The following is a 20,537-nucleotide window of genomic DNA, read 5'->3' on the forward strand; positions in this document are numbered from 1 at the left end:
CCACGTTTCGTCCGGGCGGCGGATCAGATGTGGCGTGTGGCTGGCGTCCCATGGCTGCGCGTGGCAGGACATGGCGATGGCCGAACCGACTTCCCGCGACACCCTGCCCCCCCACAAGGACCCGAGCGCTGCGGGCGGGTTCCTTGTCGCGCTGGGGATGCTGGGTGGTGCGGGGGTGGGGTTTGCAATCGGGCAGGCGACGCCGGGGTTTCTGGTTGGGACGGGCGTTGGCGTGTTGGCGGCGGTGTTGGTTTGGTTGAGGGACCGGCGGTAGAGGGCGTTCGCCCGCCCATCTCCCGTTCGTCCCGAGTAGCCGTCGAGTAGCTCCAACGGAGCGTATCGAGACGGCGGATCGAAGGACAGGTTGGCGCGTGAGACCCATGCTTCGATACGCGCCCTCGATACGCTCCTGACGGAGCTACTCGGTCGCTACTCAGCACGAACGGGATGTGGGGTGGGCTCCCGTACCATGCTGATTTACCCGTGCCATGCTTATTTAGCGGCCACCTACCTCGTCTAGACTACCGACTCCCACGCCAGATCTGAAGCGGTGCGCTCGGGTTCAGCCCGCCCTGATGCACCGGACAACGACGATACCGAAAGCGGCGATCCAGGCAGATCCAGACCTCGTCGAGCCAGCCCTGCTTCGTCGCGGTAACCCGCATCATGTCAGCCTTCAGGCCGGGGTTCACGCCCGTCATCTCAGCCGCGAACCGGCCTGCAGTCAGTGGCGCACGCGACAACGCGTCCATGTCCGGATAGCGAAGCTTACCGTACAACCCGGCGGACTGGTTGAAATACTTCGCCGGACGATAGCCGGGCATACAGGTGCCGTGCTTGGCCCATTCGTGCTGGAGCAACTGCGCGGACGGCGTCGTGCAGAGATGCGCACGGATCACCGGAGGCGGTACGAACTCGGCGTCATGACAATATTGCGGCCAGTCCTTGCCGACCCCGTCCGGCCAGAGCCCATGCAGCGTGAAGCCGAACCGATTCCCCGCCCCGCACTGGAAGGTCGAGCCCGTCCGATCGCCATTCTCACGGCAATATTGCGGCGCCCAGGTGATCGCGAGCGTATAGCTGCCGATCGGGATATCGCGCTTCGGCTGGCTCTCCGACGGCAGGTCCGGGCGGACGCGCTCGACCGACGTGGGAGTCGAGCATTGATAAGCCTGCGCCTGCACGACGCTCGGCAGTGCGATCGCGACGGCGGCGAGGGTCAGCCTGGAGATCATGCGACGTTTCCTCTGTCGGTATCCGTGTCGAAATCGGCGTCGTCGTCCTGACCGAACCAGGCTTTGCTGCCGGGCCGGAAGAGGTGGACGGCGGCGGCGACGTAGAGTGCTTCTGCGATGAGCGAGAGGATCGATGCGGTGCCGACAATCGCACTTCCGGTCGCGAGCGTCGCAAGCGCCTGGACGGCGGCCCAGGTCGACAAGGCCGCGAGGATCACGACCACCCATTTCGCGACGACGCTCGGCGCACGCGCGGTGAAGTACCAGAGCAGCACCGTCACCGCGATCCCGATCGCCTGGAACGTCGGCAAAATCCACGTCGCCTTGGCGAGTACCGGATAGGCGGTGACGATCGCCTCGCGCTGCGTCCAGGTCATCGCCGCGACGATCGTATCCAGTATGAACGCCGCCCAATAGAGGCGCTCGTAGCGAACGATGGCAACCGGCCTGATCATGGTCCTACTCCCTGACCTGGCCAGCCGAAGGCCCGCGCCGGATCTGGCGGAGCTATTCGACGGTCGCGAAGTCCAGCCCTATATCTGCTGCGGGCGCCGACTGCGTCAAGCGGCCGACCGACACATAGGTCACGCCGGATTCAGCAATCGCGCGGATGGTGTCGAGATTGACACCGCCCGATGCCTCGGTGGGGACACGACCGGCGACGAGCGTCACCGCCTCGCGCAAGATCGCGGGCGGCATGTTGTCGAGCAGCAGGTGCGTTGCGCCCGCTTCCAGCGCCGGTTCGATCTGGTCGATGCGGTCGACCTCGACGATGATCTGCGCGATCCCCGCCGCCTTGGCGCGCCGGACCGCCTCGGCAACGCCGCCGGCAACCGCGACGTGATTATCCTTGATCATCGCCGCATCCCACAGACCCATGCGGTGGTTCTGTGCGCCGCCCATCCGCGTCGCGTATTTCTCCAGTACGCGGAGGCCCGGGATCGTCTTGCGCGTGTCTAGCAGGATCGCGCCCGTGCCCGCGATCGCGTCGACATACGCGCGCGTCATCGTCGCGATTCCCGACAGATGCTGGACGGTGTTGAGCGCGGATCGCTCTGCCGTCAGCATCGCGCGCCCTGCCCCTTCGAGCCGCATGAGTTCGGTGCCGGCCGTCACCTGCTGCCCGTCGCGGACGAGGCGTTCGATCCGCACGCCCGGGTCCAGCGCGCGGAAGAACGCGTCGGCGAGATCGAGCCCGGCGACGACGATCGGATCGCGGCTGTCCATCACCCCGGTGAACCGTGCGTCGGCGGGAATCACTGCGGCCGAGGTTATGTCGCCGATCGTGCCGAGATCCTCTGCCAGCGTTGCCGCGACGAAGGCGTCGATATCGAACGACTCGGGCAATGCTGTCTTCACCTGTCGTCTCCGGATTGTTCGTCGAAAATATGCTCGGCGCGCGGTGCCAAAAAAGAGACGGTCGGAACAGTGACTTCACGGTTCATTCGACTCATCGAATTATTTTTCCGGTATAGGAACCATTCGAGACGTCGAGGGTTTGCCGATCACTACCGAGGATATTCTTATGCCCACCACCACGATGGCCGATACCGCACGCCTGCATGCCCTGCTGGACGAAGCTCTTACGCTGGCCGACACGCTACAGCTGCCGCTGGCTGCCATTCATATCGACCAGGCACTCGCCCAGTTGAGCGGTGCCGACGTCCCGGCGCTCTGAGCGCCCCCTGATCTTAACGCTTCGTGATCTGACCGCGTCGGGCTGGCATCATCCAGCCCGATCGACGACCAACCGAAACGGGCCTTCACTTCGGCCCGAGATCACCCTTCCCCACGGTATTCGATGCCATCGACAGCATGCGGTCGAGGCTTTTCTTTGCCTGTAGACGAAGGCCCTCCTCGATCTCGATCCGCGGCGAGAGATCGCGTAGCGCGACGTACAGCTTTTCGAGCGTGTTGAGCGCCATGTACGGACAGATATTGCAGTTGCAGTTGCCGTCCGCACCCGGCGCACCGATGAAGCGCTTGTTCGGGAGCGCCTTTTCCATCTGGTGGATGATGTGCGGCTCGGTAGCGACGATCAGCGTGTCGCCGGGCATCGCGAGCGCATAATCGAGGATGCCGCGCGTCGAGCCGACATAATCCGCGTGATCGAGGATGATCGGCGGGCATTCGGGATGCGCCACGACGGGCGCGCCGGGATGCTGCGCCTTAAGCTTCATCAGCTCGGTCTCGCTGAACGCCTCGTGGACGATGCACACGCCCGGCCACAGCAGCATGTCGCGGCCGGTCTTCCGCGCGAGGTAACCGCCCAGGTTGCGGTCGGGGCCGAAGATGATCTTCTGCTCGGGTGGGATCTGCGCGAGGATAGTGTCCGCCGACGAACTCGTGACGATGATGTCGGAGAGCGCTTTCACCTCGGTCGAGCAGTTGATGTAGGTCAGCGCGATGTGATCGGGGTGCTTCGCGCGGAAGGCGGCGAACTGCTCGGGCGGGCAGCTGTCCTCGAGGCTGCACCCGGCGTCCATGTCGGGAAGCACGACGATCTTGTCGGGCGACAGGATCTTGGCGGTCTCGGCCATGAACCGTACGCCGCAGAAGGCGATGACGTCGGCGTCAGTCGCAGCCGCCTTGCGCGACAGGTCGAGACTGTCGCCGACGAAATCGGCCAAATCCTGCAATTCGGGCTTCTGATAATAATGCGCGAGGATGACGGCGTTCTTTTCCTTGCGGAGCCGCTCGATCTCGGCGCGTATGTCGATGCCGGCGAAGTTCTGCTTCAATTCCATGGTCGTATCCCGAGTTTAGCGCCCGTCTTCTAGCGACGATTCCCTAGCACGTCCTGCAGCGAGCGCGAGGTGTCCCAGCGTTCGGTATTCGCGGTCGGCTCGTCGGCGAAGCGGACCGCGACGGTCGCGTCGATTCCGGCAGCCCGCAGCGGCATCGCGAAACTCCGTTCGACCGCACGGCGGGTGGCGTCGCGCGCGAGCTTGATCATCGCGGGCTCGCGCGCCTGGCGGATCAGTTCGATCTGGCCCGCACGGCGGTTGGCGGCGTCGAGGCGCTTTTCGGCATCGGTGAAGGTCGTCAGCACGCCGCCCGAGCCATATTCGCGCACCGCGTTCAGATCGACCTGCGGGCCATCGGCTTCGACGGCGGGCAAGCGCACGGACAGCGTCTTCGAAGTGCCGTCCCACGCGACATCCGACTGGGTCAGCTTGGCCATGTCGACTTCGTACCGGACCATCCCGGGCATGATCAGCGTCTTTTCGGTCGTGAAGCCGAGCTGCGATTGCTTCGAGGTGACGACCGCGACGTAGCGCGCGGCGAACGCGGAGAGCCGGTTCTGCTCGCGCAGTCCTTCGAGGCTCGCGCTGGCGATCGTCGTCGGATCGGGCGTGAGCCGGTCGCTGACGTAGCGCTGCACCCCCCAGAGCACGAGCAGCCCCGCGAGGACGAGAATCAAGACGATTCCGACGGCCTTTGCCAGGAACGGGGCCACCCCGCTCTTGCGTACGGGTTCGGTCACGCTGTCGTTCGCCATGTCTCGCCTTCCTCAATAACCAGTCCGCGGGTTTGCAGGTCGTACAGATGCGCCAGCACCGATCGTTCGGCGGCGGGCACGAGTTGCGCGCCGAGACCAACATACATGCGCTCGACCATCGCCGGGATCGCCAACGCGCCTTCGCGAAGCAGGCGAAGGATCTGCCCCTCGCGTTGCTTGCGGTGGCCGAGCATGCCGCGGACGAGCCGTTGCGGTTTGTCGATCGCCTCGCCGTGGCCGGGATAATAGACGCGGTCGTCGCGCCCCATCAGCTTTTCGAGGCTGGCCATGTACGCCGTCATATTGCCGTCGGGCGGCGAGACGATCGTCGTGGACCAGCCCATGACGTGATCGCCGGAGAACAGCGCCTTCGTCTCGGGTAGCGCGTAGGCGAGATGGTTCGAGGTGTGGCCAGGCGTCGCGATCGCCTCCAGCGTCCAGCCTTCGCCAGTAACGGTATCGCCCTCGGAGAGAACGCGATCGGGTGCGTAGGCGACATCGAACGACGCGTCTGCGCGCGCACCCGCGTCGGCGAGGTCGAACGGCGCAGCGCCGACGATCGAGGCGCCAATGAGCGACTGGAGCGGACGCGTGGCGGGGCTATGGTCGCGGTGGTGATGCGTGACGACGATCGCCTCGACCGGCCGCCCGTCGATCACGCGCAGCAGCGCGTCGATATGCGCGGGATCATCTGGACCGGGATCGATCACGGCAAGATCAGTCGTGCCAACGATATGCGTCTGCGTACCCGTATAGGTGTAGGGGGAAGCGTTGGGCGCGAGCACGCGAACGACGAGCGGCTCGAGCTGGATCGGGATACCGGTCGGATGCTCAGCCATGGATGCGAAATGGCGGCTCGACGCGGCGATGGCAAGACCTCGTTAGTCGCGGAGAGCTGTCGGAAACTCTTACAGGCCGACGTCGGGCCAAACCTGAGTTAACTATCGAACGTCGCCAAAACTGCGAACGGCGGGTTGTGGCACAGGCCATGCAACTGCTGCTCCGTCACCGAACGCGAACGCGTTCACAGGGTGGATCGACCGCTTTCCCTTCCGGTCTCGCGTCGATCCACCCACCCGGTGCCTTGATCAGTTGGCCTTCTGCGTCTCGAACAACTGCGCCAGCTCGCCGCTCTCATACATTTCCATCATGATGTCCGAGCCGCCGACGAATTCGCCATCGACGTAAAGCTGCGGGATGGTCGGCCAGTCGGAATAGCTCTTGATACCCTGCCGGATGCCCTGATCCTGCAACACGTCGACGCTCTCGAACTCGACCTCGAGATGGTTGAGGATCGCGATCGCGCGGCTGGAAAAGCCGCACTGCGGGAACAGCGGGCTGCCCTTCATGAACAGGACTACCGGGCTGGCTTTTACCAGGGCGTCGATGCGGGCGTTGGAATCGTCGGTCATGTCTTCGGTCCTCAGGAGATTGCGGTCGTAAGCTGTAGTGCGTGCAGGACGCCGCCCATCCGACCGCCGAGCGCGGCATAGACGGCCTGGTGCTGCTTCACCCGGCTCATCCCGGCAAAGCTGGCGGCGGTGACCTTGGCGGCATAATGATCGCCGTCGCCCGCGAGATCGGTGATCTCGACCTGGGCATCGGGGATCGCGTCCTTGATCATTGCTTCGATATCGTTGGCAGCCATCGGCATATCAATGCGACTCCAGCAATTGGCGACGCGCCTCGATCATCTGCTGCGCCAGCGCGCGGCGGACGGTGGCCTCGTCATGGTCGAGACCGGCCGCGGTCAGGTCGCCGACCAGTTTTCGCACGACATCGTCGTCGCCGCCGCCTTCCATGTCGGCATGCACGAGCGCAGTCGCATAGGCGTCCGTCTCTTCAGGGGTCAGCTGCATTTCCTGCGCCGCCCATCCCCCGAGCAGGCGATTTCGGCGCGCGGTGATCCGGAAGGCCATCTCTTCCTCGCGCGCGAAATTCGCCTCGCTGGCGCGTTCGCGGTCGTCGAAAGTGGTCATGTCGCGGGTCCCCGTTCAGTCTCGTCGTGGGCCCCGAGATAGGTCGGACGGAGCCCCCGCGCAACAATCGACGAAAACGTACAAAAACTACTGGAACTATGGTCTGGTTGTAACGATATATAAGTCGATCACGTGACACAGTGCACGGATAGGAGAGTGATATGACGACGCTATCCCAGCCGACATCCGTTTCCGTGGCCAAGACGCGCGCTACACCGCCGGTCGTGCACGGGCTTGCCTACGGAATTTTCGCGTCGATAGCGATGTGGGGGGCGATCGCCACCGTTGCGTATAACGTGTTTTGAACCCCCTGTAGAGGCGGCTGTACTCAGCCGACCTCTACGACGAGTTTCCCGATAGCACCACGAGCGGCCATCTTCGCGATGGCCTTGCCGCCGTCCTCGAATGCAAATGTCTCGGTTACGCGCGGCGCGATCCTTCCCGCTTCCCACAGATCGAACAGCGTTTCGATGTGCGCCTGGTTCGCCTTTGGATCACGCGCCGCGAACGCCCCCCAGAATACGCCGCACACGTCGCAGCTTTTGAGCAGCGTCAGGTTGAGCGGGAGTTTCGGGATGCCGGCGGGGAAACCGACGACGAGATACTTGCCCTCCCAGGCGATCGATCGCAGCGCAGGCTCGGCATAGTCGCCGCCGACCGGATCGTAGATCACGTGCGCGCCGTCGCGCCCGACCGCGGCCTTGAACTGCTCGGCGAGCGCCTTCGACTGGTCTTTGTCGAACGGGGCGCGGGCGTAGATCAGCGTTTCGTCGGCACCCGCGGACTTGGCGGCGGCGGCCTTCTCCTCTGACGAGACCGCGGCGACGACCTTTGCGCCGAACGCCTTGCCGAGTTCGATCGCGGCGAGCCCTACCCCGCCGGCTGCGCCGAGCACGAGCAGCGTCTGCCCAGCCTCGATGTGGCCGCGGTCGAGCAGTGCGTGGATCGTCGTGCCGTAGGTGAGGATCAGCGAGGCACCCTCGGCGAAGCTGCGGCCTTCGGGGAGGCGGTAGAGCTTGGCGGGGTCGGCGATCACCTTTTCGCACAGGCCGCCGTGGCCGAGCATCGCGATGACGCGGTCGCCGATTTCCCAACCGGTGACGCCCTCGCCGATCGAGTCGATCGTGCCGGCGATCTCGCCGCCCGGTGCGAACGGGCGTTGCGGCTTGAACTGGTATTTGTCCTCGATGATCAGGACATCGGGGAAATTGATCGCGCAGGCCTTGACCGCGACGACGACCTGGCCGGGGCCGGCTACCAGATCGGGCAGCTCGACCATTTCCAGAGTTTCAGGTCCGCCGACTGCCTTCGACACCAATGCTCGCATACCCGCTCTCCACCGTCGTCCAGGGGCGATTCGATGCGACCGCCTCCTCGAATTTCGAAATCTGGGTATCCCTTGCCAGCGTCAGGCCGACTTCGTCCAGCCCTTCCATGAGACACTGGCGACGGAATGCGTCGAGTTCGAAGGTGAAGCGGTCCTGGAACGGGGTGGTGACGGTCATCGTCTCGAGGTCGACGGTCACGGTCTGATCCTTGGCGACTTCGAGCAGGCGATCGATCGCCTCCTGCGGCAGAACGACGGGGACGATACCGTTCTTAAACGCGTTGCCAGAGAAGATGTCGGAGAAGCTCGGCGCGATGACCGCGGTGATGCCCATGTCGGCGAGCGCCCACGCGGCATGCTCGCGACTGGAGCCACAGCCGAAATTATCGCCGGCAATGAGGATCGGCGACCCGGCGTAGCGCGGGTCGTCGAAGATGTTGCCGGGTTGCGCGCGGACCGTCTCGAACGCACCGCGACCGAGGCCGGTGCGCGTGATCGTCTTCAGCCAGTGCGCCGGGATGATGACGTCGGTGTCGATGTTCTTCGCGCCCCAGGGATAAGCGCGGCCCGAGACGGTCGTGACGGGAGTCATCGCTGTTCCGTGCGCTCCGGAACCACACGCGCCGATGCGACATAGGCCGCGACGCCGCTGAGCATTGCGCCAGCCGCCAGCAATACGAAAACTTTCTTCACGCTCTTTCCCCCATCAACTCTCTGACGTCGCTCAGCTTACCGGTGACCGCCGCTGCCGCCGCCATCGCAGGTGATACCAGATGCGTGCGCGCTCCGGGACCCTGTCTGCCGACGAAATTACGGTTCGACGTGGAAGCGCAACGCTCCCCCGCAGGGACTTTGTCCGGGTTCATCGCGAGACACATCGAACACCCCGGTTCGCGCCATTCGAAACCGGCGTCGATGAAGATCCGGTCGAGCCCTTCGGCTTCGGCTTGGCGCTTGACGAGGCCCGAGCCGGGGACGACGAGCGCGCGCACGCCGGTCGCGACATGGCGACCGTCCGCGATCGCCGCAGCGGCGCGGAGATCCTCAATGCGGCTGTTGGTGCAGCTGCCGATGAAGACGTGCTTTATCGGCACGTCGCGCATCGCGGTGCCCGCCGTCAGCCCCATGTAATCGAGCGACTTCTGTGCGGCGGCCTGCTTGGCGGGATCGGCGAAGCTCGACGGTTCGGGGACGACTCCGGTGATCGGCACGACGTCCTCGGGGCTGGTACCCCAGGTGAGACCGGGGGCGATATCGGCTGCGTCCAGCACGACGGACTTGTCGTAAGTCGCGCCGGGGTCGGTCGCGAGGCTGCGCCACCACGTCACGGCCTTGTCCCAGTTCTCGCCAGTCGGGGCCATCGGCCGGCCTTTCAGATAGGCGAAGGTCGTGTCGTCGGGTGCGATCAGGCCGGCACGCGCGCCCGCCTCGATCGACATGTTGGCGATGGTCAGGCGACCCTCGATCGACATGTTGCGGATGACGCTGCCGGTGAACTCGATGACGTGGCCGGTGCCGCCCGCCGCGCCGATCTTACCGATGATCGCGAGGATGACGTCCTTGGGGCTGACGCCGAAACCGAGTTCGCCGTCGACGCGGACTTCCATCGTCTTGGCCTGCGACAACAGCAATGTCTGCGTGGCGAGGACGTGCTCGACTTCGCTGGTGCCGATCCCGAACGCCAAAGCGCCGAGCGCACCGTGCGCCGAGGTGTGGCTGTCGCCGCAGACGAGCGTCGTGCCGGGGAGCGTGAAGCCCTGCTCGGGGCCGACGACGTGGACGATGCCCTGCTCGATGGCGGTCGCGTCGATATAGTCGATGCCGAACTCGCTAGTGTTGCGACGGAGCGCGTCGAGCTGTTGCGCGCTTTCGGGATCGGCGATCGGCAGGACGCGACCGGCGGCGTCCTTGCGCGCGGTGGTCGGGAGGTTGTGATCGGGGACGGCGAGCGTCAGGTCGGGGCGGCGGACCTTGCGGCCTGCCACGCGGAGGCCTTCGAACGCCTGCGGACTGGTGACTTCGTGGACGAGGTGGCGGTCGATATAGATCAGGCAGGTGCCGTCGTCGCGGCGTTCGACGACGTGCGCCGCCCAGATCTTTTCGTACAGCGTTTGCGGAGTGGCCATGATGGAGCACGCGTTAACCGAAAAGGGGTGCGGCGCCAAGGTTGTATGTAATTTTCGATCGTTCAGACGGGCGTCAGGCTACAAGGAAGCTTGTTCTCCCGTGAAGGCGGGAGCCCAGTCTGGGTCCCCGCCTTCGCGGGGAAACAAGGTGGATTACCGCGCGGGCATCGCCTTGTTCAGAAACGCGACGCTATCGACCAACACGGGCGCCTTACGGCGGAACGGTTTCGACAATGCCATCGCGACATTCTCGTGACTCAGACCCGGATAATCGATGTACGTCACCGGTGCCCCCAGCGCCTTAAGCCGCGCGGTGAGGTTGATCGCGTTGTGCGGCTTGACCTGCGTGTCGTCGCCGGCGGTGATCAGCAGCATCGGCGGGGCGTCCGCGCGCGCGAAGTGGATCGGCTGGGTCATCACCGGGTCGGCGGCGCCCTGCATCGCGTCGATCGCGCGCTTGGCGGTGAAGGGGTAGAAGTCGTACGGCCCGCACAGGCCAACCGCGGCCTTGATGATGTGCGGGTCGACGCCTTCGGCCTTCAGCCAGCGCTCGTCGAGCGTCAGCATCGCCACGGTGTAGGCGCCCGCGGAATGGCCGGCGACGGCGATCCGGTTCGGGTCGCCGCCAGCCTCTGCGATGTGGTCGCGGGTCCATTTCACCGCTTCGGCGCCGTCCTGGAGGAAGGCGGGGAAGCGCACGTCGGGGACTTTGCGGTAGTCGGGCATGACGACGACGTAGCCCGCCTTCGCATAGGCGCGCGCCGCGAACGCGTAGGCGCCGCGCGAGCCGTGGACCCAGCCGCCGCCATACCAGAAGATCAGCACCGGCAGGCCGGTCTTGGCGCCGCCGGATGGGCGCCAGACGTCGAGCTTCTGGCCGTGCGTGCCGAACGGGACGCCTTCGCGGATGCGGGCGGTGCCGCGACCGCCGCCCATCACGCCGTCGAGGACGCTGAGCGTGCCGGGGCCTGCGGTGAACGCGGTGCCTGCGATCAGGATGACGATCAGTGCTATGACGATCACGGCGCGGCGCATCAGCGGCGGAAGTCCGCAGTGATCGATCCGCATGCGACGAGGTCGGCCTCGTGGCTTTCCTCGCGCCACGTCTCGGCGAGCGCGGTCGCTTCCCATTCGCGCATCGCCGGGTGCGCGATGATCCGCTCGACCCAAGCGAGCCCAGCCGCACCGACGTCGATCCCGTAGGTCCGCACTCGGAACGCGACCGGCGCATAGAAGGCATCGACTGCCGCGAATTCGGCACCAGCGAGCCAGGGGCCGCCGAACCGGTCAAGTCCCTTGCTCCAGAGTTCAGCGATCCGCGCGACATCGCGGTCGAGCGCGTCGCTACCAGGGGCGGCGCTCACGCGGACGCCGACGTTCATCGTCCGCTCGTTGCGCAGCGCGGAGAACCCGCCATGCATCTCGGCCGTGGCGCAGATCGCCCACGCGCGTGCCTCGGCATCGACCGGCCAGACGCCGTCGTGACGGTCGGCGAGGTAGAGGACGATGCCGAGCGAATCCCACACCGTCCGCTCGCCGTCGATCAGCACCGGCACTTGGCCCGTCGGCGAGAAAGTGCGGAACGCCTCGTAATTCACGGGCGCCAGGAACGGCTCGATCCGGTCCTCGAAGTCGATGCCGAGCGCCTTCATCAAGGCCCAGGGGCGCAACGACCAGCTCGAATAATTGCGGTTCGCGGTGACGAGGGTGTAGCGCATCAGGCGGTGTAGCGCGCGGTGGTCTTCGCGGCGATCTCGTCCGCGGTGACGCCCGGCGCCATCTCGACCAGCTTGAACGGGCTGTCGTGATCCGCGCGCTGGAACACCGCCAGATCGGTGACGATCATGTCGACGACGTTCTTGCCGGTCAACGGCAGCGTGCACGACGGGATGAACTTCGGCGTGCCGTCCTTGGCGGTGTGGTCCATCACGACGATGATCTGCTTGACGCCCGCGACGAGGTCCATCGCGCCGCCCATGCCCTTGATCATCTTGCCCGGGATCATCCAGTTGGCGATGTCGCCGCCTTCGCTGACCTCCATCGCGCCGAGTACCGTCAGATCGATATGCCCGCCGCGGATCATCGCGAAGCTGTCCGACGAGCTGAAATACACCGACGAAGGGAGTTCGCTGATCGTCTGCTTGCCGGCGTTGATCAGGTCGGCGTCCTCCTCGCCCGCGTACGGGAACGGGCCGATCCCGAGCATGCCGTTCTCGGACTGGAGCGTGACGGTCATGCCGTCGGGGATATTGTTCGCGACCAGCGTCGGAATGCCGATGCCTAGGTTGACGTAATAGCCGTCCTTCAGTTCCTGCGCCGCGCGCGCGGCCATCTGGTTACGGTCCCAGGGCATCAGTGCATTCCTTCCTGGATGGTGGTGATGGTCGTGAATTGTTCACGGAGCTCGGTGCCGACGCCGTCGACGATCGCCTGCAACGCGGCGTCCTCGTCGAGACCCCAGGTGCCCGCATAGGCGCGCGCGGCGTGGCGGATCGTGTCGGCGAGGAGGTAGCCGAACACGGTCGGATCCTCGAGGATGCCCGCGTCGATCAGCACGTTGCTGCCGGCGCCGTTTGTGATCCAGATGCGCGCGACCTCGACCGATTCGCTGGTGAGTTGCGCGCCCTTGTCGAGCGCGATCGCGTTTGGGTGGTCGGCCATTAGCGTACGCCTCCTGTCGGGGCCCAGCGGACTGCTGGGGGGAATACCTCGTCGCGGTTGCCCTTCAGCGCGGTGCCGTAGACGGGGTTGGGGAGGACGAACCACCCTGCCCCCCATCTGGCCGCGATCGCGGGCGACTGGACCGCGGCGCGGCGCACGGCGGGGGTCTGGCCGGCGTTGAACAGGTCGCTGAAGTCGCCGAGCTGGTCGCCGCCCATCGCGACGACGCAGTATTTCGCGGCGATCATCTCGCGGCGGCCGTCCTTCTTCGAGCCCATCGCGTCGTCGCCGGCGAGGAACAGCGTCTCGCCGTGGCGCGCGGGGCCTAGGCCGGCGGCTTCGATCGTGGCCTCAGTTTGCGCGGCGTTGGCTGCGGAACGGTTGGTGTTGAAGATCACCGTGACGCCCATTGCGCGGAGTTGGCCGAGTGCGGCGAGGGCGCCGGGGACGGGCGCGACCTGCTTGACGCCGGTGCGCTCCCAGTCCTGCCAGCGGGGATCGGACCATGCTTGGCCGGAGGACGCGTCGTATTCGAAGCCGAGATTGAGGAGGATGGTTTCGTCGACGTCGAACACTGCAGCCTTAGGTTTGGTGCCGCAGTTGGTGAACGTCGGGGCAACGAGAGTGGCGCCTGGCGCAAGGACGACGGAAGTTGGCGCGCGTTGCGTACGGACGTAGCCTACGAGCGCGTTCCAGGCTTGAATGCTCACCGCGGCGGCTTCGCCCGAGGCGTAGAGATACTGCATCCCGGCTGGGACGCCATCGACGGTGATGGGCGCGGAAACAGTCGGCGTCGCTGCGATCGACGTCGGCGCGGACACGCTGACGCAGCCTTGGAGCGCCAGTGCCCCTGCGAACGCAGGGGTCCAGGATACCACCCGCAACGCTCGTGACCCTGGGCTCCTGCGTTCGCAGGAGAACGGGGAGCGTTTGCGATCAACCATCAGGCCTGACTTCACGCGGATACCCGCTCGCGGACGGTGCGGAATTCGATCTGCTTGTCGTAGGGCGCACCGACGATCATCCGTTTCACGTAGATGCCCGGCAGGTGGATCGTGTCGGGATCGAGGCTCCCGACGGGGACGATCTCCTCGACCTCGGCGACGCAGATCTTCCCCGCGGTCGCCATCGGCTGGTTGAAGTTGCGCGCGGTCTTGCGGAAGATGAGGTTGCCGCTTTCGTCCGCTTTCCAGCCCTTGATGATCGCGAGATCGGCGCGGATGCCGCGTTCGAGGATGTATTCCTGGCCGTCGAAGACTTTCGTTTCCTTGCCCTCGGCGACCTGCGTGCCGACGCCGGTCTTGGTGTAGAAGCCGGGGATGCCCGCCCCCCCTGCCCGGCAGCGTTCGGCGAGCGTGCCCTGCGGACAGAACTCGACCTCGAGTTCGCCGCTAAGATATTGCCGCTCGAATTCCTTGTTCTCGCCGACATAGGACGAGATCATCTTCTTCACCTGGCGCGAGCGGAGCAGTTTGCCGAGGCCCTGCCCGTCGATCCCGGCATTGTTGCTGGCGATCGTCAGGTCCTTCACCCCAGACGCCTCGATCGCGTCGATCAGCCGCTCGGGGATGCCGCACAGCCCGAACCCGCCCGCGCAGATCGTCATTCCGTCGAACAGCACGCCTTCGAGTGCCTTTGCCGCATCGGTGTAGCGCTTGTTCGCCATGCATCCTCCTCAGGTCTTTCGCCTCGCATAAGCCGGTGGTTGGCGCTCGGCAACGTAGCGCGGATCGACTTTTCACGATCCTCCCCCGCTAGGGGGAGGTGGCTGGCTCTTGCCAGACGGAGGGGGAGGAAAGGGAAACCTCTGCTCCGTGTCCTCCCCCTCCGTCACCTTCGGCGCCACCTCCCCCTGGCGAGGGAGGATCGAGTCGTTCTCAGTACGCCAGCTTCAACCCCGGCCGCTTCCAGCGCGTCTTCACCAGCCGGCCGCTGCCCGAGCAGGTGATGTAGGCATCCATCATGTCCACGCCGCCCCAGCAGATGTTGGTAGTGAACACATCGTCGGTCGCGACGAACTCGACCAGTTCCCCGGCGGGCGAGATCACGCTGATACCGCATTCGCCGATCGTTGCGACGCAGATGTTGCCGCATGCCTCGACGCCGAGCGAATCGAAGAACTTGTAGCCGGCCGGACGGTAGAGCGGCGTGCCCGAGGCGCTGGCGACCTTGCCGGGCGCGACGATGTCGAACGCCATCAGCCGGCAGGTGAACGTCTCCGCCGCGTAGAGCCGCGTGCCGTCCGGCGAGAGGCCGATGCCGTTGGGATTTTCGGTCGGGAAGATCACTTCTTCGAGCTGGGTCCCGTCGGCTTTCGCGTAGAAGATGCCGGTGATGTCGCGGGCGCGGTCGCGCGATTTGCCGTGGTCGGTGAACCAGAAGCCGCCGTGCGAATCGAAGACGATGTCGTTGGGTCCTCGCAGCACGCAGCCGAAATCGCCGTCCTTGTAGAGTATCTCGACCGCGCCGGTGGCGATGTCGATCCGTTCGATCCGGCCGCCGGAATAGTCGTCCGGCTGGCCGTGCGGGGTAAGGAAGCCGTTCGTCTCGCGCCATGCGAACCCTCCATTGTTGCAGCAATAGAGCTTGCCGTCCGGGCCGATCGCGAGGCCGTTGGGACCGCCGCCGGGTTCGGCGACCGTCGTTTTCGTTCCGTCAGGGGCGATGCGCGTGATGCGGCCGGGCTCGATCTCGACGAGGATGATGCTGCCGTCGGGCATCGCCACCGGGCCCTCGGGGAAACGCAGGCCGTCGGCGACGGTGGTGAAGTCGGTCATGATCCTCTCCGGACGAGTCGGGTTGGTCCCGGCTTCGATGTCAGCGTAACCGTTTCTCGACTTCACGCACAACGGACGGCAGGATACGGGGATGATCACACCACGCACCGGCGGCCGTATCCTGGTCGATCAACTCGTCGCACAGGGCTGCGACCGGATTTTCACCGTGCCGGGGGAGAGTTTCCTCGCGGTGCTCGACGCGTTGCACGATACGCCGGCGATCGACCTTGTCGTGTGTCGGCAGGAGGGCGGCGTCGGGTTCATGGCGTGCGCGGACGGGACGCTGACGCATCGGCCGGGGGTCGCGTTCGTGACCCGCGGGCCGGGCGCGACCAACGCGTCGATCGGCGTGCACGTCGCAATGCAGGATTCGCAGCCGATGATACTTTTCGTGGGCGATATCGATCGCGGCACGCGCGACCGCGAGGCGTTCCAGGAGATCGATTTCCAGGCGATGTTTTCGCCGATCGCGAAGTGGGCGGCGCGGATCGACGATGCGCGGCGGATCCCGGAATATGTCGCGCGCGCCTATGCGACGGCGATGTCGGGGCGACCGGGGCCGGTCGTGCTAGCGTTGCCCGAGGATATGTTGTTGGACGTAGTCGATGCGGTCGATCGGCCGCGGGTCGAGCGGGTGGCGCAGGGGTGTGACGCCGATACGATGGACTTGCTGGCCGATCTGCTGACCACCGCCGAGCGGCCGGTGGCGATCGTTGGCGGGGCGGGTTGGGATGTGGCGGCGTCCGGGGCGTTCTCGACCTGGGCAGATCGCAACGGCATTCCGGTCGCCGCGGCGTTTCGGCGGCAGGATGCCATTCCGAACGACTGTCCGGTGTGGGCGGGGAACCTGGGATATGGGCCTAGTCCGAAGCTGGTCGAGCGGGTGAAGGCGGCGGATCTGCTGCTGGTGGTCGGGCCGCGGCTTGGGGAGGCGACGACCGATGGCTATGCGCTGATCACCCCCGATCATCTGGGGCAGCGGCTGATCCACGTCCATCCCGATCCCGACGAGTTGCACCGGGCGTACCGCGCGGATGTGGCGGTATGTGCGGGGATGACGGAGTTTGCTGAGGCTTTGCTGGCGGTTGATCTGCCGGCGCGGTCTGCCGGATCGGAGGCGCATGCGGAGTGGCTTGCGTGGTCTACGCCGGTGCCGCGCGATCTGGTGATGGACCTTGGGCCGTGCGTGGCGGCGATGCGCGAGCGGCTGCCGGCGGACGCAATCATCTGCAACGGCGCGGGGAATTACTCAGGCTGGTGGCATCGGTACTGGGCGTATGCCGGGCCGGGGACGCAGCTTGCGCCGACCGCTGGAGCTATGGGGTACGGCGTGCCGGCGGCGGTTGCGGCGTCGTTGCGGCATCCGGAGCGGACGGTCGTAGCGCTCGCGGGCGACGGGTGTTTCCTGATGAACGGACAGGAACTCGCGACCGCGGTTGCGCATGGTGCGGACATGCTGGTGATCGTCGTGGATAATGGCGGGTACGGGACGATCCGGATGCACCAGGAGCGGGAGTATCCGGGGCGGGTGTCTGGAACCGGGTTGCGAAATCCGGACTTTGCCGCGCTGGGGCGGGCTTATGGGTGCTGGGCGGAGACGGTTTCTCGGACGGAGGATTTTGCGGGGGCGCTGGAGCGAGCGATGGCGCGCGGCGGGGTGCGGATGTTGCACTTGGTGACGGATATCGAGGCGATTACCGCTGGGACTACGCTGGCGAAGGTGCGTGGGGGCTGAGCCTCGTTTATTCGCGCAAACCACTTACCCAGTATTAGCACCACCCCGGCGAAGGCCGGGGCCCAATTGGGGGACGGTGGTAACTAAATGCGGCCTTCCGTTACTTCGGACGTGCCAATTGGGCCCCGGCCTTCGCCGGGGTGGAGGTGGTGGTAGCGGGTGACTTCATCAGCGCAGCCTGTTCCCCCGAGAAGGCCGGGGTCTAGGAGCCACGTACGCTGACGGTACTTAGCTGGGCCCCCGCGTCCGCGGGGGAACATTGCTTGGGGTTTAGCGTGCGGCGATGACGAGTTTCAGGCGCCCGCCGCCTCCAGCTTTGCTCGCACCGCCACGACTGCTTCCGCAGCCTTGTCTCCGTCAGGACCACCGCCCTGCGCCATGTCGGGACGGCCGCCGCCGCCCTGCCCGCCCAGCGTCGCCACCGCGATCTTGAGCAGGTCGACGGCATTGTGGCTCGCCACTAGGTCCGCCGTCACGCCGACCGCGACCGAAGCGCGGCCGTCGTTGATCGCTACCAGCATCGCGACGCCCGAACCCAGACGCTGCTTGGCTTCGTCGACCGCGCCGCGCAGGCCTTTGGCCTCGAACTCGTTGAGCACCTGGCCGATGAACGCAACGCCGCCGACTTGCTCCGGTCCTGCCGCTTCGCCCGATCCACCACCGCCCAGCGCCAGCGCCTTCTTCGCGTCGGCGAGTTCGCGTTCGAGGCGGCGGCGGTCTTCGAGCAGCGATGCGACGCGCGCCGGGACCTCGTCGGGGGTCGACTTCAGGACTGCTGCGGCTTCGCGCAGGCGATCGTCGCGGCCGGTCAAATACACGCGCGCCGCTTCGCCGGTGAGCGCCTCGACACGGCGGATGCCGCTCGAGACCGCGCCCTCGCCGACCACCTTGAACAGGCCGATATCGCCGAGCGCGGTGACGTGCGTGCCGCCGCACAGCTCGATCGAATAGGTGCCGTCCTCAGTCGACCCCATCGACACGACGCGGACCTCATCGCCGTATTTCTCGCCGAACAGCGCCATCGCGCCCATCGCGATCGCGTCGTCGGGGGTCATCAGCAGCGTCGTCACCGCACCGTTGCCGCGGACCTGCGCGTTCACGTCGGCCTCGACCTGCGCGATGTCGGCGGGGGTCATCGCGACCGGCTGCGAGAAGTCGAACCGCAGGCGGTCGGGGGCGACGAGGCTGCCCTTCTGCGCAACGTGCGTGCCGAGGCGTTCGCGTAAGGCCTCGTGCAAGAGATGCGTTGCGGAGTGGTTCGCGCGGATCTGTGCGCGGCGGGCGACGTCGATCTGGAGCTTGACCGGGTCGCCGACCTTGATCTCGCCGGCGTCGACGATCGCGTGATGGACGAACACCCGGCCGAGCTGCTTCGAGGTCTCGGTGACGTTCGCGCGCAGGCCGCTGTCGTTGGAGATGTGGCCCGCGTCACCGACCTGGCCGCCGCTCTCGCCGTAGAACGGCGTCTGGTTGACGACGATCGAGACCGTATCGCCGGTTGTGGCGTGGTCGACGCGCGTGCCGTCCTTGACCAGTGCGACGACCTCGCCCTCGCCGGTATCGGACGCGTAGCCGAGAAATTCGGTGCCGCCGGTCTGCTCGACGATGTCGAACCAGATGTCGTCCGAAGCCTTCGCGCCCGAGCCCTTCCAGGCGGCGCGGGCGGCGCGCTTCTGCTCGGCCATCGCGGTGTCGAAGCCGGCACGGTCGACCGCGATGTTGCGTTCGCGCAATGCGTCCTCGGTCAGGTCGTACGGGAAGCCGTAGGTGTCGTAGAGCTTGAACGCGACGTCGCCGGCCAGCGTACCGTCGGTCATCCCGGTGGTCGCTTCGTCGAGCAGCTTCAGCCCCTTGTCGAGCGTCTGGCGGAAGCGCGTCTCCTCCTGCTGCAACGTCGCCTCGATCAGCGGGCGTGCACGCGACAGTTCGGGGTACGCGGCGCCCATCTCGGTGACGAGTGCGGGGACCAGCCGATGCATCAGCGGCTGCTTGGCGCCCAGAATGTGCGCGTGGCGCATCGCGCGGCGCATGATCCGGCGCAGGACATAGCCGCGGCCCTCGCTCGCGGGCAGTACGCCGTCCGCGATCAGGAAGCCGGCGGTGCGCAGGTGATCGGCGATCACGCGGTGGCTCGCGGTGTTGGCGCCGTCGGTCGCGGTGTGCGTCAGCGCGCCCGACGCCGCGATCAGCGCCTTGAACGTGTCCGTATCGTAATTGTCGGTGACGCCCTGCATGACCGCGGCGATGCGCTCGAGCCCCATGCCGGTGTCGATCGAGGGCTTGGGCAGGTTGCCGACGATCTCGGCGTTCTCCTGCTCGTATTGCATGAACACGAGGTTCCAGATCTCGACGAAGCGATCGCCGTCCTCGTCGGGGCTGCCGGGGGGGCCACCGAAGATGTGGTCGCCATGGTCGTAGAAGATTTCCGAGCAGGGCCCGCACGGCCCGTTGTCGCCCATCGACCAGAAATTGTCCTTGGTCGGGATGCGGATGATGCGGTGATCGGGGAGCCCGGCAACCTTCTTCCAGAGATCGAACGCCTCGTCGTCGGTGTGGTAGACGGTGGCGGTCAGCTTGTCGGGCGACAGGCCCCATTCGCGCGTGAGCAACGTCCAGGCGTGGACGATCGCCTGTTCCTTGAAATAGTCGCCGAACGAGAAATTGCCGAGCATTTCGAAGAAGGTGTGGTGGCGCGCGGTGTAGCCGACATTGTCGAGATCGTTGTGCTTGCCGCCGGCGCGGACGCATTTCTGGGACGAGGTCGCGGTGGTGTAGGGGCGCGATTCGAGGCCGGTGAAGACGTTCTTGAACGGCACCATCCCGGCGTTGACGAACATCAGCGTCGGGTCGTTCTGCGGCACGAGCGGCGCGCTGGGCACGATCTGGTGCGCCTGCGATCCGAAATAGTCGAGGAAGCCGCGGCGGATGTCGTTCGTCGATGTCATGCGCGGGGACTTAGGCGAGCGGGGCGGTTCGCTCAAGTGGAGGTGTGGGGCTTGCCTTGCACGCATCGCATTGAAACGAAGATAGCGTGTTTCCCCGCGAAGGCGGGGATCCAGACTGAGCTCCCGCCTTCGCGGGAGAACAAGGTAGGTAAGAGCGGCCGTTCGCCCCGATGTTCCACCCCGGCGAAGGCCGGGGCCCAATTGGAGAGGTGGAAATAATGGAGAGCAGCGCTTCGTTATCGCCGTCCCC

At 65.9% G+C, this 20,537-nt stretch carries 23 protein-coding genes; 3 read left to right on the forward strand and 20 right to left on the reverse strand.

All coding sequences use genetic code 11. The features are described from left to right. Window positions 1-521: 521 nt before the first annotated feature. The 3 genes from J4O76_RS08705 to nadC are packed head-to-tail and all read right to left on the reverse strand — an operon-like array spanning window position 522 to window position 2,594. Entirely contained in the window at window positions 522-1,235 is a 714-nt protein-coding gene (locus J4O76_RS08705; protein ID WP_426281338.1) for a ribonuclease T2 family protein, read from the reverse strand. After that, on the reverse strand, window positions 1,232-1,690 hold the full coding sequence (locus J4O76_RS08710; RefSeq protein ID WP_056057452.1) for a hypothetical protein: 459 nt from the start codon (window positions 1,688-1,690) through the stop codon (window positions 1,232-1,234). The genes J4O76_RS08705 and J4O76_RS08710 overlap by 4 nt, the downstream gene beginning before the upstream one ends. A 52-nt stretch (window positions 1,691-1,742) precedes the next feature. Continuing rightward, window positions 1,743-2,594 carry a carboxylating nicotinate-nucleotide diphosphorylase gene (gene nadC, locus J4O76_RS08715; RefSeq protein ID WP_426281339.1) on the reverse strand — a complete coding sequence of 284 codons (852 nt, stop codon included), beginning with the start codon at window positions 2,592-2,594 and terminating at the stop codon, window positions 1,743-1,745. Window positions 2,595-2,760: 166 nt separating this feature from the next. On the opposite strand from nadC, the gene J4O76_RS08720 reads away from it, so the two are divergent. After that, complete coding sequence (locus J4O76_RS08720; RefSeq protein WP_167397683.1) at window positions 2,761-2,913, forward strand: hypothetical protein; 153 nt, start codon at window positions 2,761-2,763, stop codon at window positions 2,911-2,913. A gap of 85 nt (window positions 2,914-2,998) precedes the next feature. On the opposite strand, the gene nadA is transcribed toward J4O76_RS08720, so the two are convergent. The 6 genes from nadA to J4O76_RS08750 form a co-directional block, all read right to left on the reverse strand. Beyond that, window positions 2,999-3,982, reverse strand: a complete 984-nt coding sequence (nadA, locus tag J4O76_RS08725) for a quinolinate synthase NadA (RefSeq protein WP_056057445.1) — start codon at window positions 3,980-3,982, stop codon at window positions 2,999-3,001. Window positions 3,983-4,011: 29 nt separating this feature from the next. Continuing rightward, complete coding sequence (locus J4O76_RS08730; protein WP_253070842.1) at window positions 4,012-4,737, reverse strand: DUF4230 domain-containing protein; 726 nt, start codon at window positions 4,735-4,737, stop codon at window positions 4,012-4,014. Further along, a complete protein-coding gene (locus J4O76_RS08735) occupies window positions 4,719-5,576 on the reverse strand; it encodes an MBL fold metallo-hydrolase (RefSeq protein ID WP_426281341.1) in 858 nt (285 codons plus the stop codon). Before J4O76_RS08735 ends, J4O76_RS08730 begins: the two co-directional genes overlap by 19 nt. A 249-nt stretch (window positions 5,577-5,825) precedes the next feature. Continuing rightward, on the reverse strand, window positions 5,826-6,149 hold the full coding sequence (grxD, locus tag J4O76_RS08740; protein WP_056057434.1) for a Grx4 family monothiol glutaredoxin: 324 nt from the start codon (window positions 6,147-6,149) through the stop codon (window positions 5,826-5,828). 11 nt (window positions 6,150-6,160) lie between these two features. Continuing rightward, the gene (locus J4O76_RS08745) at window positions 6,161-6,391 is read right to left on the reverse strand and encodes a BolA/IbaG family iron-sulfur metabolism protein (protein ID WP_056489106.1); all 231 of its coding nucleotides are present in this window, start codon (window positions 6,389-6,391) and stop codon (window positions 6,161-6,163) included. Window position 6,392: 1 nt separating this feature from the next. Next, window positions 6,393-6,716 carry a DUF1476 domain-containing protein gene (locus tag J4O76_RS08750; protein WP_056489104.1) on the reverse strand — a complete coding sequence of 108 codons (324 nt, stop codon included), beginning with the start codon at window positions 6,714-6,716 and terminating at the stop codon, window positions 6,393-6,395. Between the two features lie 161 nt (window positions 6,717-6,877). Here J4O76_RS08750 and J4O76_RS08755 point away from each other — a divergent pair, with 161 nt between their 5' ends. After that, window positions 6,878-7,021, forward strand: a complete 144-nt coding sequence (locus tag J4O76_RS08755; RefSeq protein ID WP_156362377.1) for a hypothetical protein — start codon at window positions 6,878-6,880, stop codon at window positions 7,019-7,021. Between the two features lie 23 nt (window positions 7,022-7,044). Here the strand turns inward: J4O76_RS08755 and J4O76_RS08760 are convergent, their stop codons facing one another. The 10 genes from J4O76_RS08760 to J4O76_RS08805 all read right to left on the reverse strand — a co-directional run bounded on the left by J4O76_RS08760 (window position 7,045) and on the right by J4O76_RS08805 (window position 15,607). Then, the gene (locus J4O76_RS08760) at window positions 7,045-8,043 is read right to left on the reverse strand and encodes an NADPH:quinone oxidoreductase family protein (protein WP_426281343.1); all 999 of its coding nucleotides are present in this window, start codon (window positions 8,041-8,043) and stop codon (window positions 7,045-7,047) included. Continuing rightward, window positions 8,006-8,635, reverse strand: a complete 630-nt coding sequence (gene leuD / locus J4O76_RS08765) for a 3-isopropylmalate dehydratase small subunit (RefSeq protein WP_056489099.1) — start codon at window positions 8,633-8,635, stop codon at window positions 8,006-8,008. The genes J4O76_RS08760 and leuD overlap by 38 nt, the downstream gene beginning before the upstream one ends. A 97-nt stretch (window positions 8,636-8,732) precedes the next feature. Continuing rightward, window positions 8,733-10,169, reverse strand: a complete 1,437-nt coding sequence (gene leuC / locus J4O76_RS08770; RefSeq protein ID WP_426281344.1) for a 3-isopropylmalate dehydratase large subunit — start codon at window positions 10,167-10,169, stop codon at window positions 8,733-8,735. Window positions 10,170-10,322: 153 nt separating this feature from the next. Continuing rightward, window positions 10,323-11,237, reverse strand: coding sequence for an alpha/beta hydrolase (locus J4O76_RS08775; protein ID WP_426281345.1), 915 nt, complete (start codon window positions 11,235-11,237; stop codon window positions 10,323-10,325). Continuing rightward, the gene (locus J4O76_RS08780; RefSeq protein WP_426281346.1) at window positions 11,204-11,887 is read right to left on the reverse strand and encodes a glutathione S-transferase family protein; all 684 of its coding nucleotides are present in this window, start codon (window positions 11,885-11,887) and stop codon (window positions 11,204-11,206) included. Before J4O76_RS08780 ends, J4O76_RS08775 begins: the two co-directional genes overlap by 34 nt. Beyond that, the gene (locus J4O76_RS08785; RefSeq protein WP_426281347.1) at window positions 11,887-12,522 is read right to left on the reverse strand and encodes a 3-oxoacid CoA-transferase subunit B; all 636 of its coding nucleotides are present in this window, start codon (window positions 12,520-12,522) and stop codon (window positions 11,887-11,889) included. Before J4O76_RS08785 ends, J4O76_RS08780 begins: the two co-directional genes overlap by 1 nt. Then, the gene (locus J4O76_RS08790; protein ID WP_056047204.1) at window positions 12,522-12,830 is read right to left on the reverse strand and encodes a DUF5076 domain-containing protein; all 309 of its coding nucleotides are present in this window, start codon (window positions 12,828-12,830) and stop codon (window positions 12,522-12,524) included. The genes J4O76_RS08785 and J4O76_RS08790 overlap by 1 nt, the downstream gene beginning before the upstream one ends. After that, entirely contained in the window at window positions 12,830-13,708 is an 879-nt protein-coding gene (locus tag J4O76_RS08795) for a 5'-nucleotidase, lipoprotein e(P4) family (RefSeq protein ID WP_426281348.1), read from the reverse strand. The genes J4O76_RS08790 and J4O76_RS08795 overlap by 1 nt, the downstream gene beginning before the upstream one ends. Window positions 13,709-13,785: 77 nt before the next feature. Next, window positions 13,786-14,496, reverse strand: a complete 711-nt coding sequence (locus tag J4O76_RS08800) for a CoA transferase subunit A (protein WP_426281349.1) — start codon at window positions 14,494-14,496, stop codon at window positions 13,786-13,788. 211 nt (window positions 14,497-14,707) lie between these two features. Further along, entirely contained in the window at window positions 14,708-15,607 is a 900-nt protein-coding gene (locus J4O76_RS08805) for an SMP-30/gluconolactonase/LRE family protein (RefSeq protein WP_426281350.1), read from the reverse strand. A 91-nt stretch (window positions 15,608-15,698) separates the two neighbouring features. On the opposite strand from J4O76_RS08805, the gene J4O76_RS08810 reads away from it, so the two are divergent. After that, window positions 15,699-17,342 (forward strand): thiamine pyrophosphate-binding protein, encoded by a 1,644-nt coding sequence (locus J4O76_RS08810; protein WP_426281351.1) that lies wholly within the window; start codon window positions 15,699-15,701, stop codon window positions 17,340-17,342. 293 nt (window positions 17,343-17,635) lie between these two features. Here J4O76_RS08810 and alaS read toward each other — a convergent pair whose 3' ends face one another. After that, window positions 17,636-20,287, reverse strand: coding sequence for an alanine--tRNA ligase (gene alaS / locus J4O76_RS08815; protein WP_426281352.1), 2,652 nt, complete (start codon window positions 20,285-20,287; stop codon window positions 17,636-17,638). Window positions 20,288-20,537 lie beyond the last annotated feature (250 nt).

It is taken from the genome of Sphingomonas sp. NFX23 (assembly GCF_049887795.1).
Lineage (GTDB): Bacteria > Pseudomonadota > Alphaproteobacteria > Sphingomonadales > Sphingomonadaceae > Sphingomonas.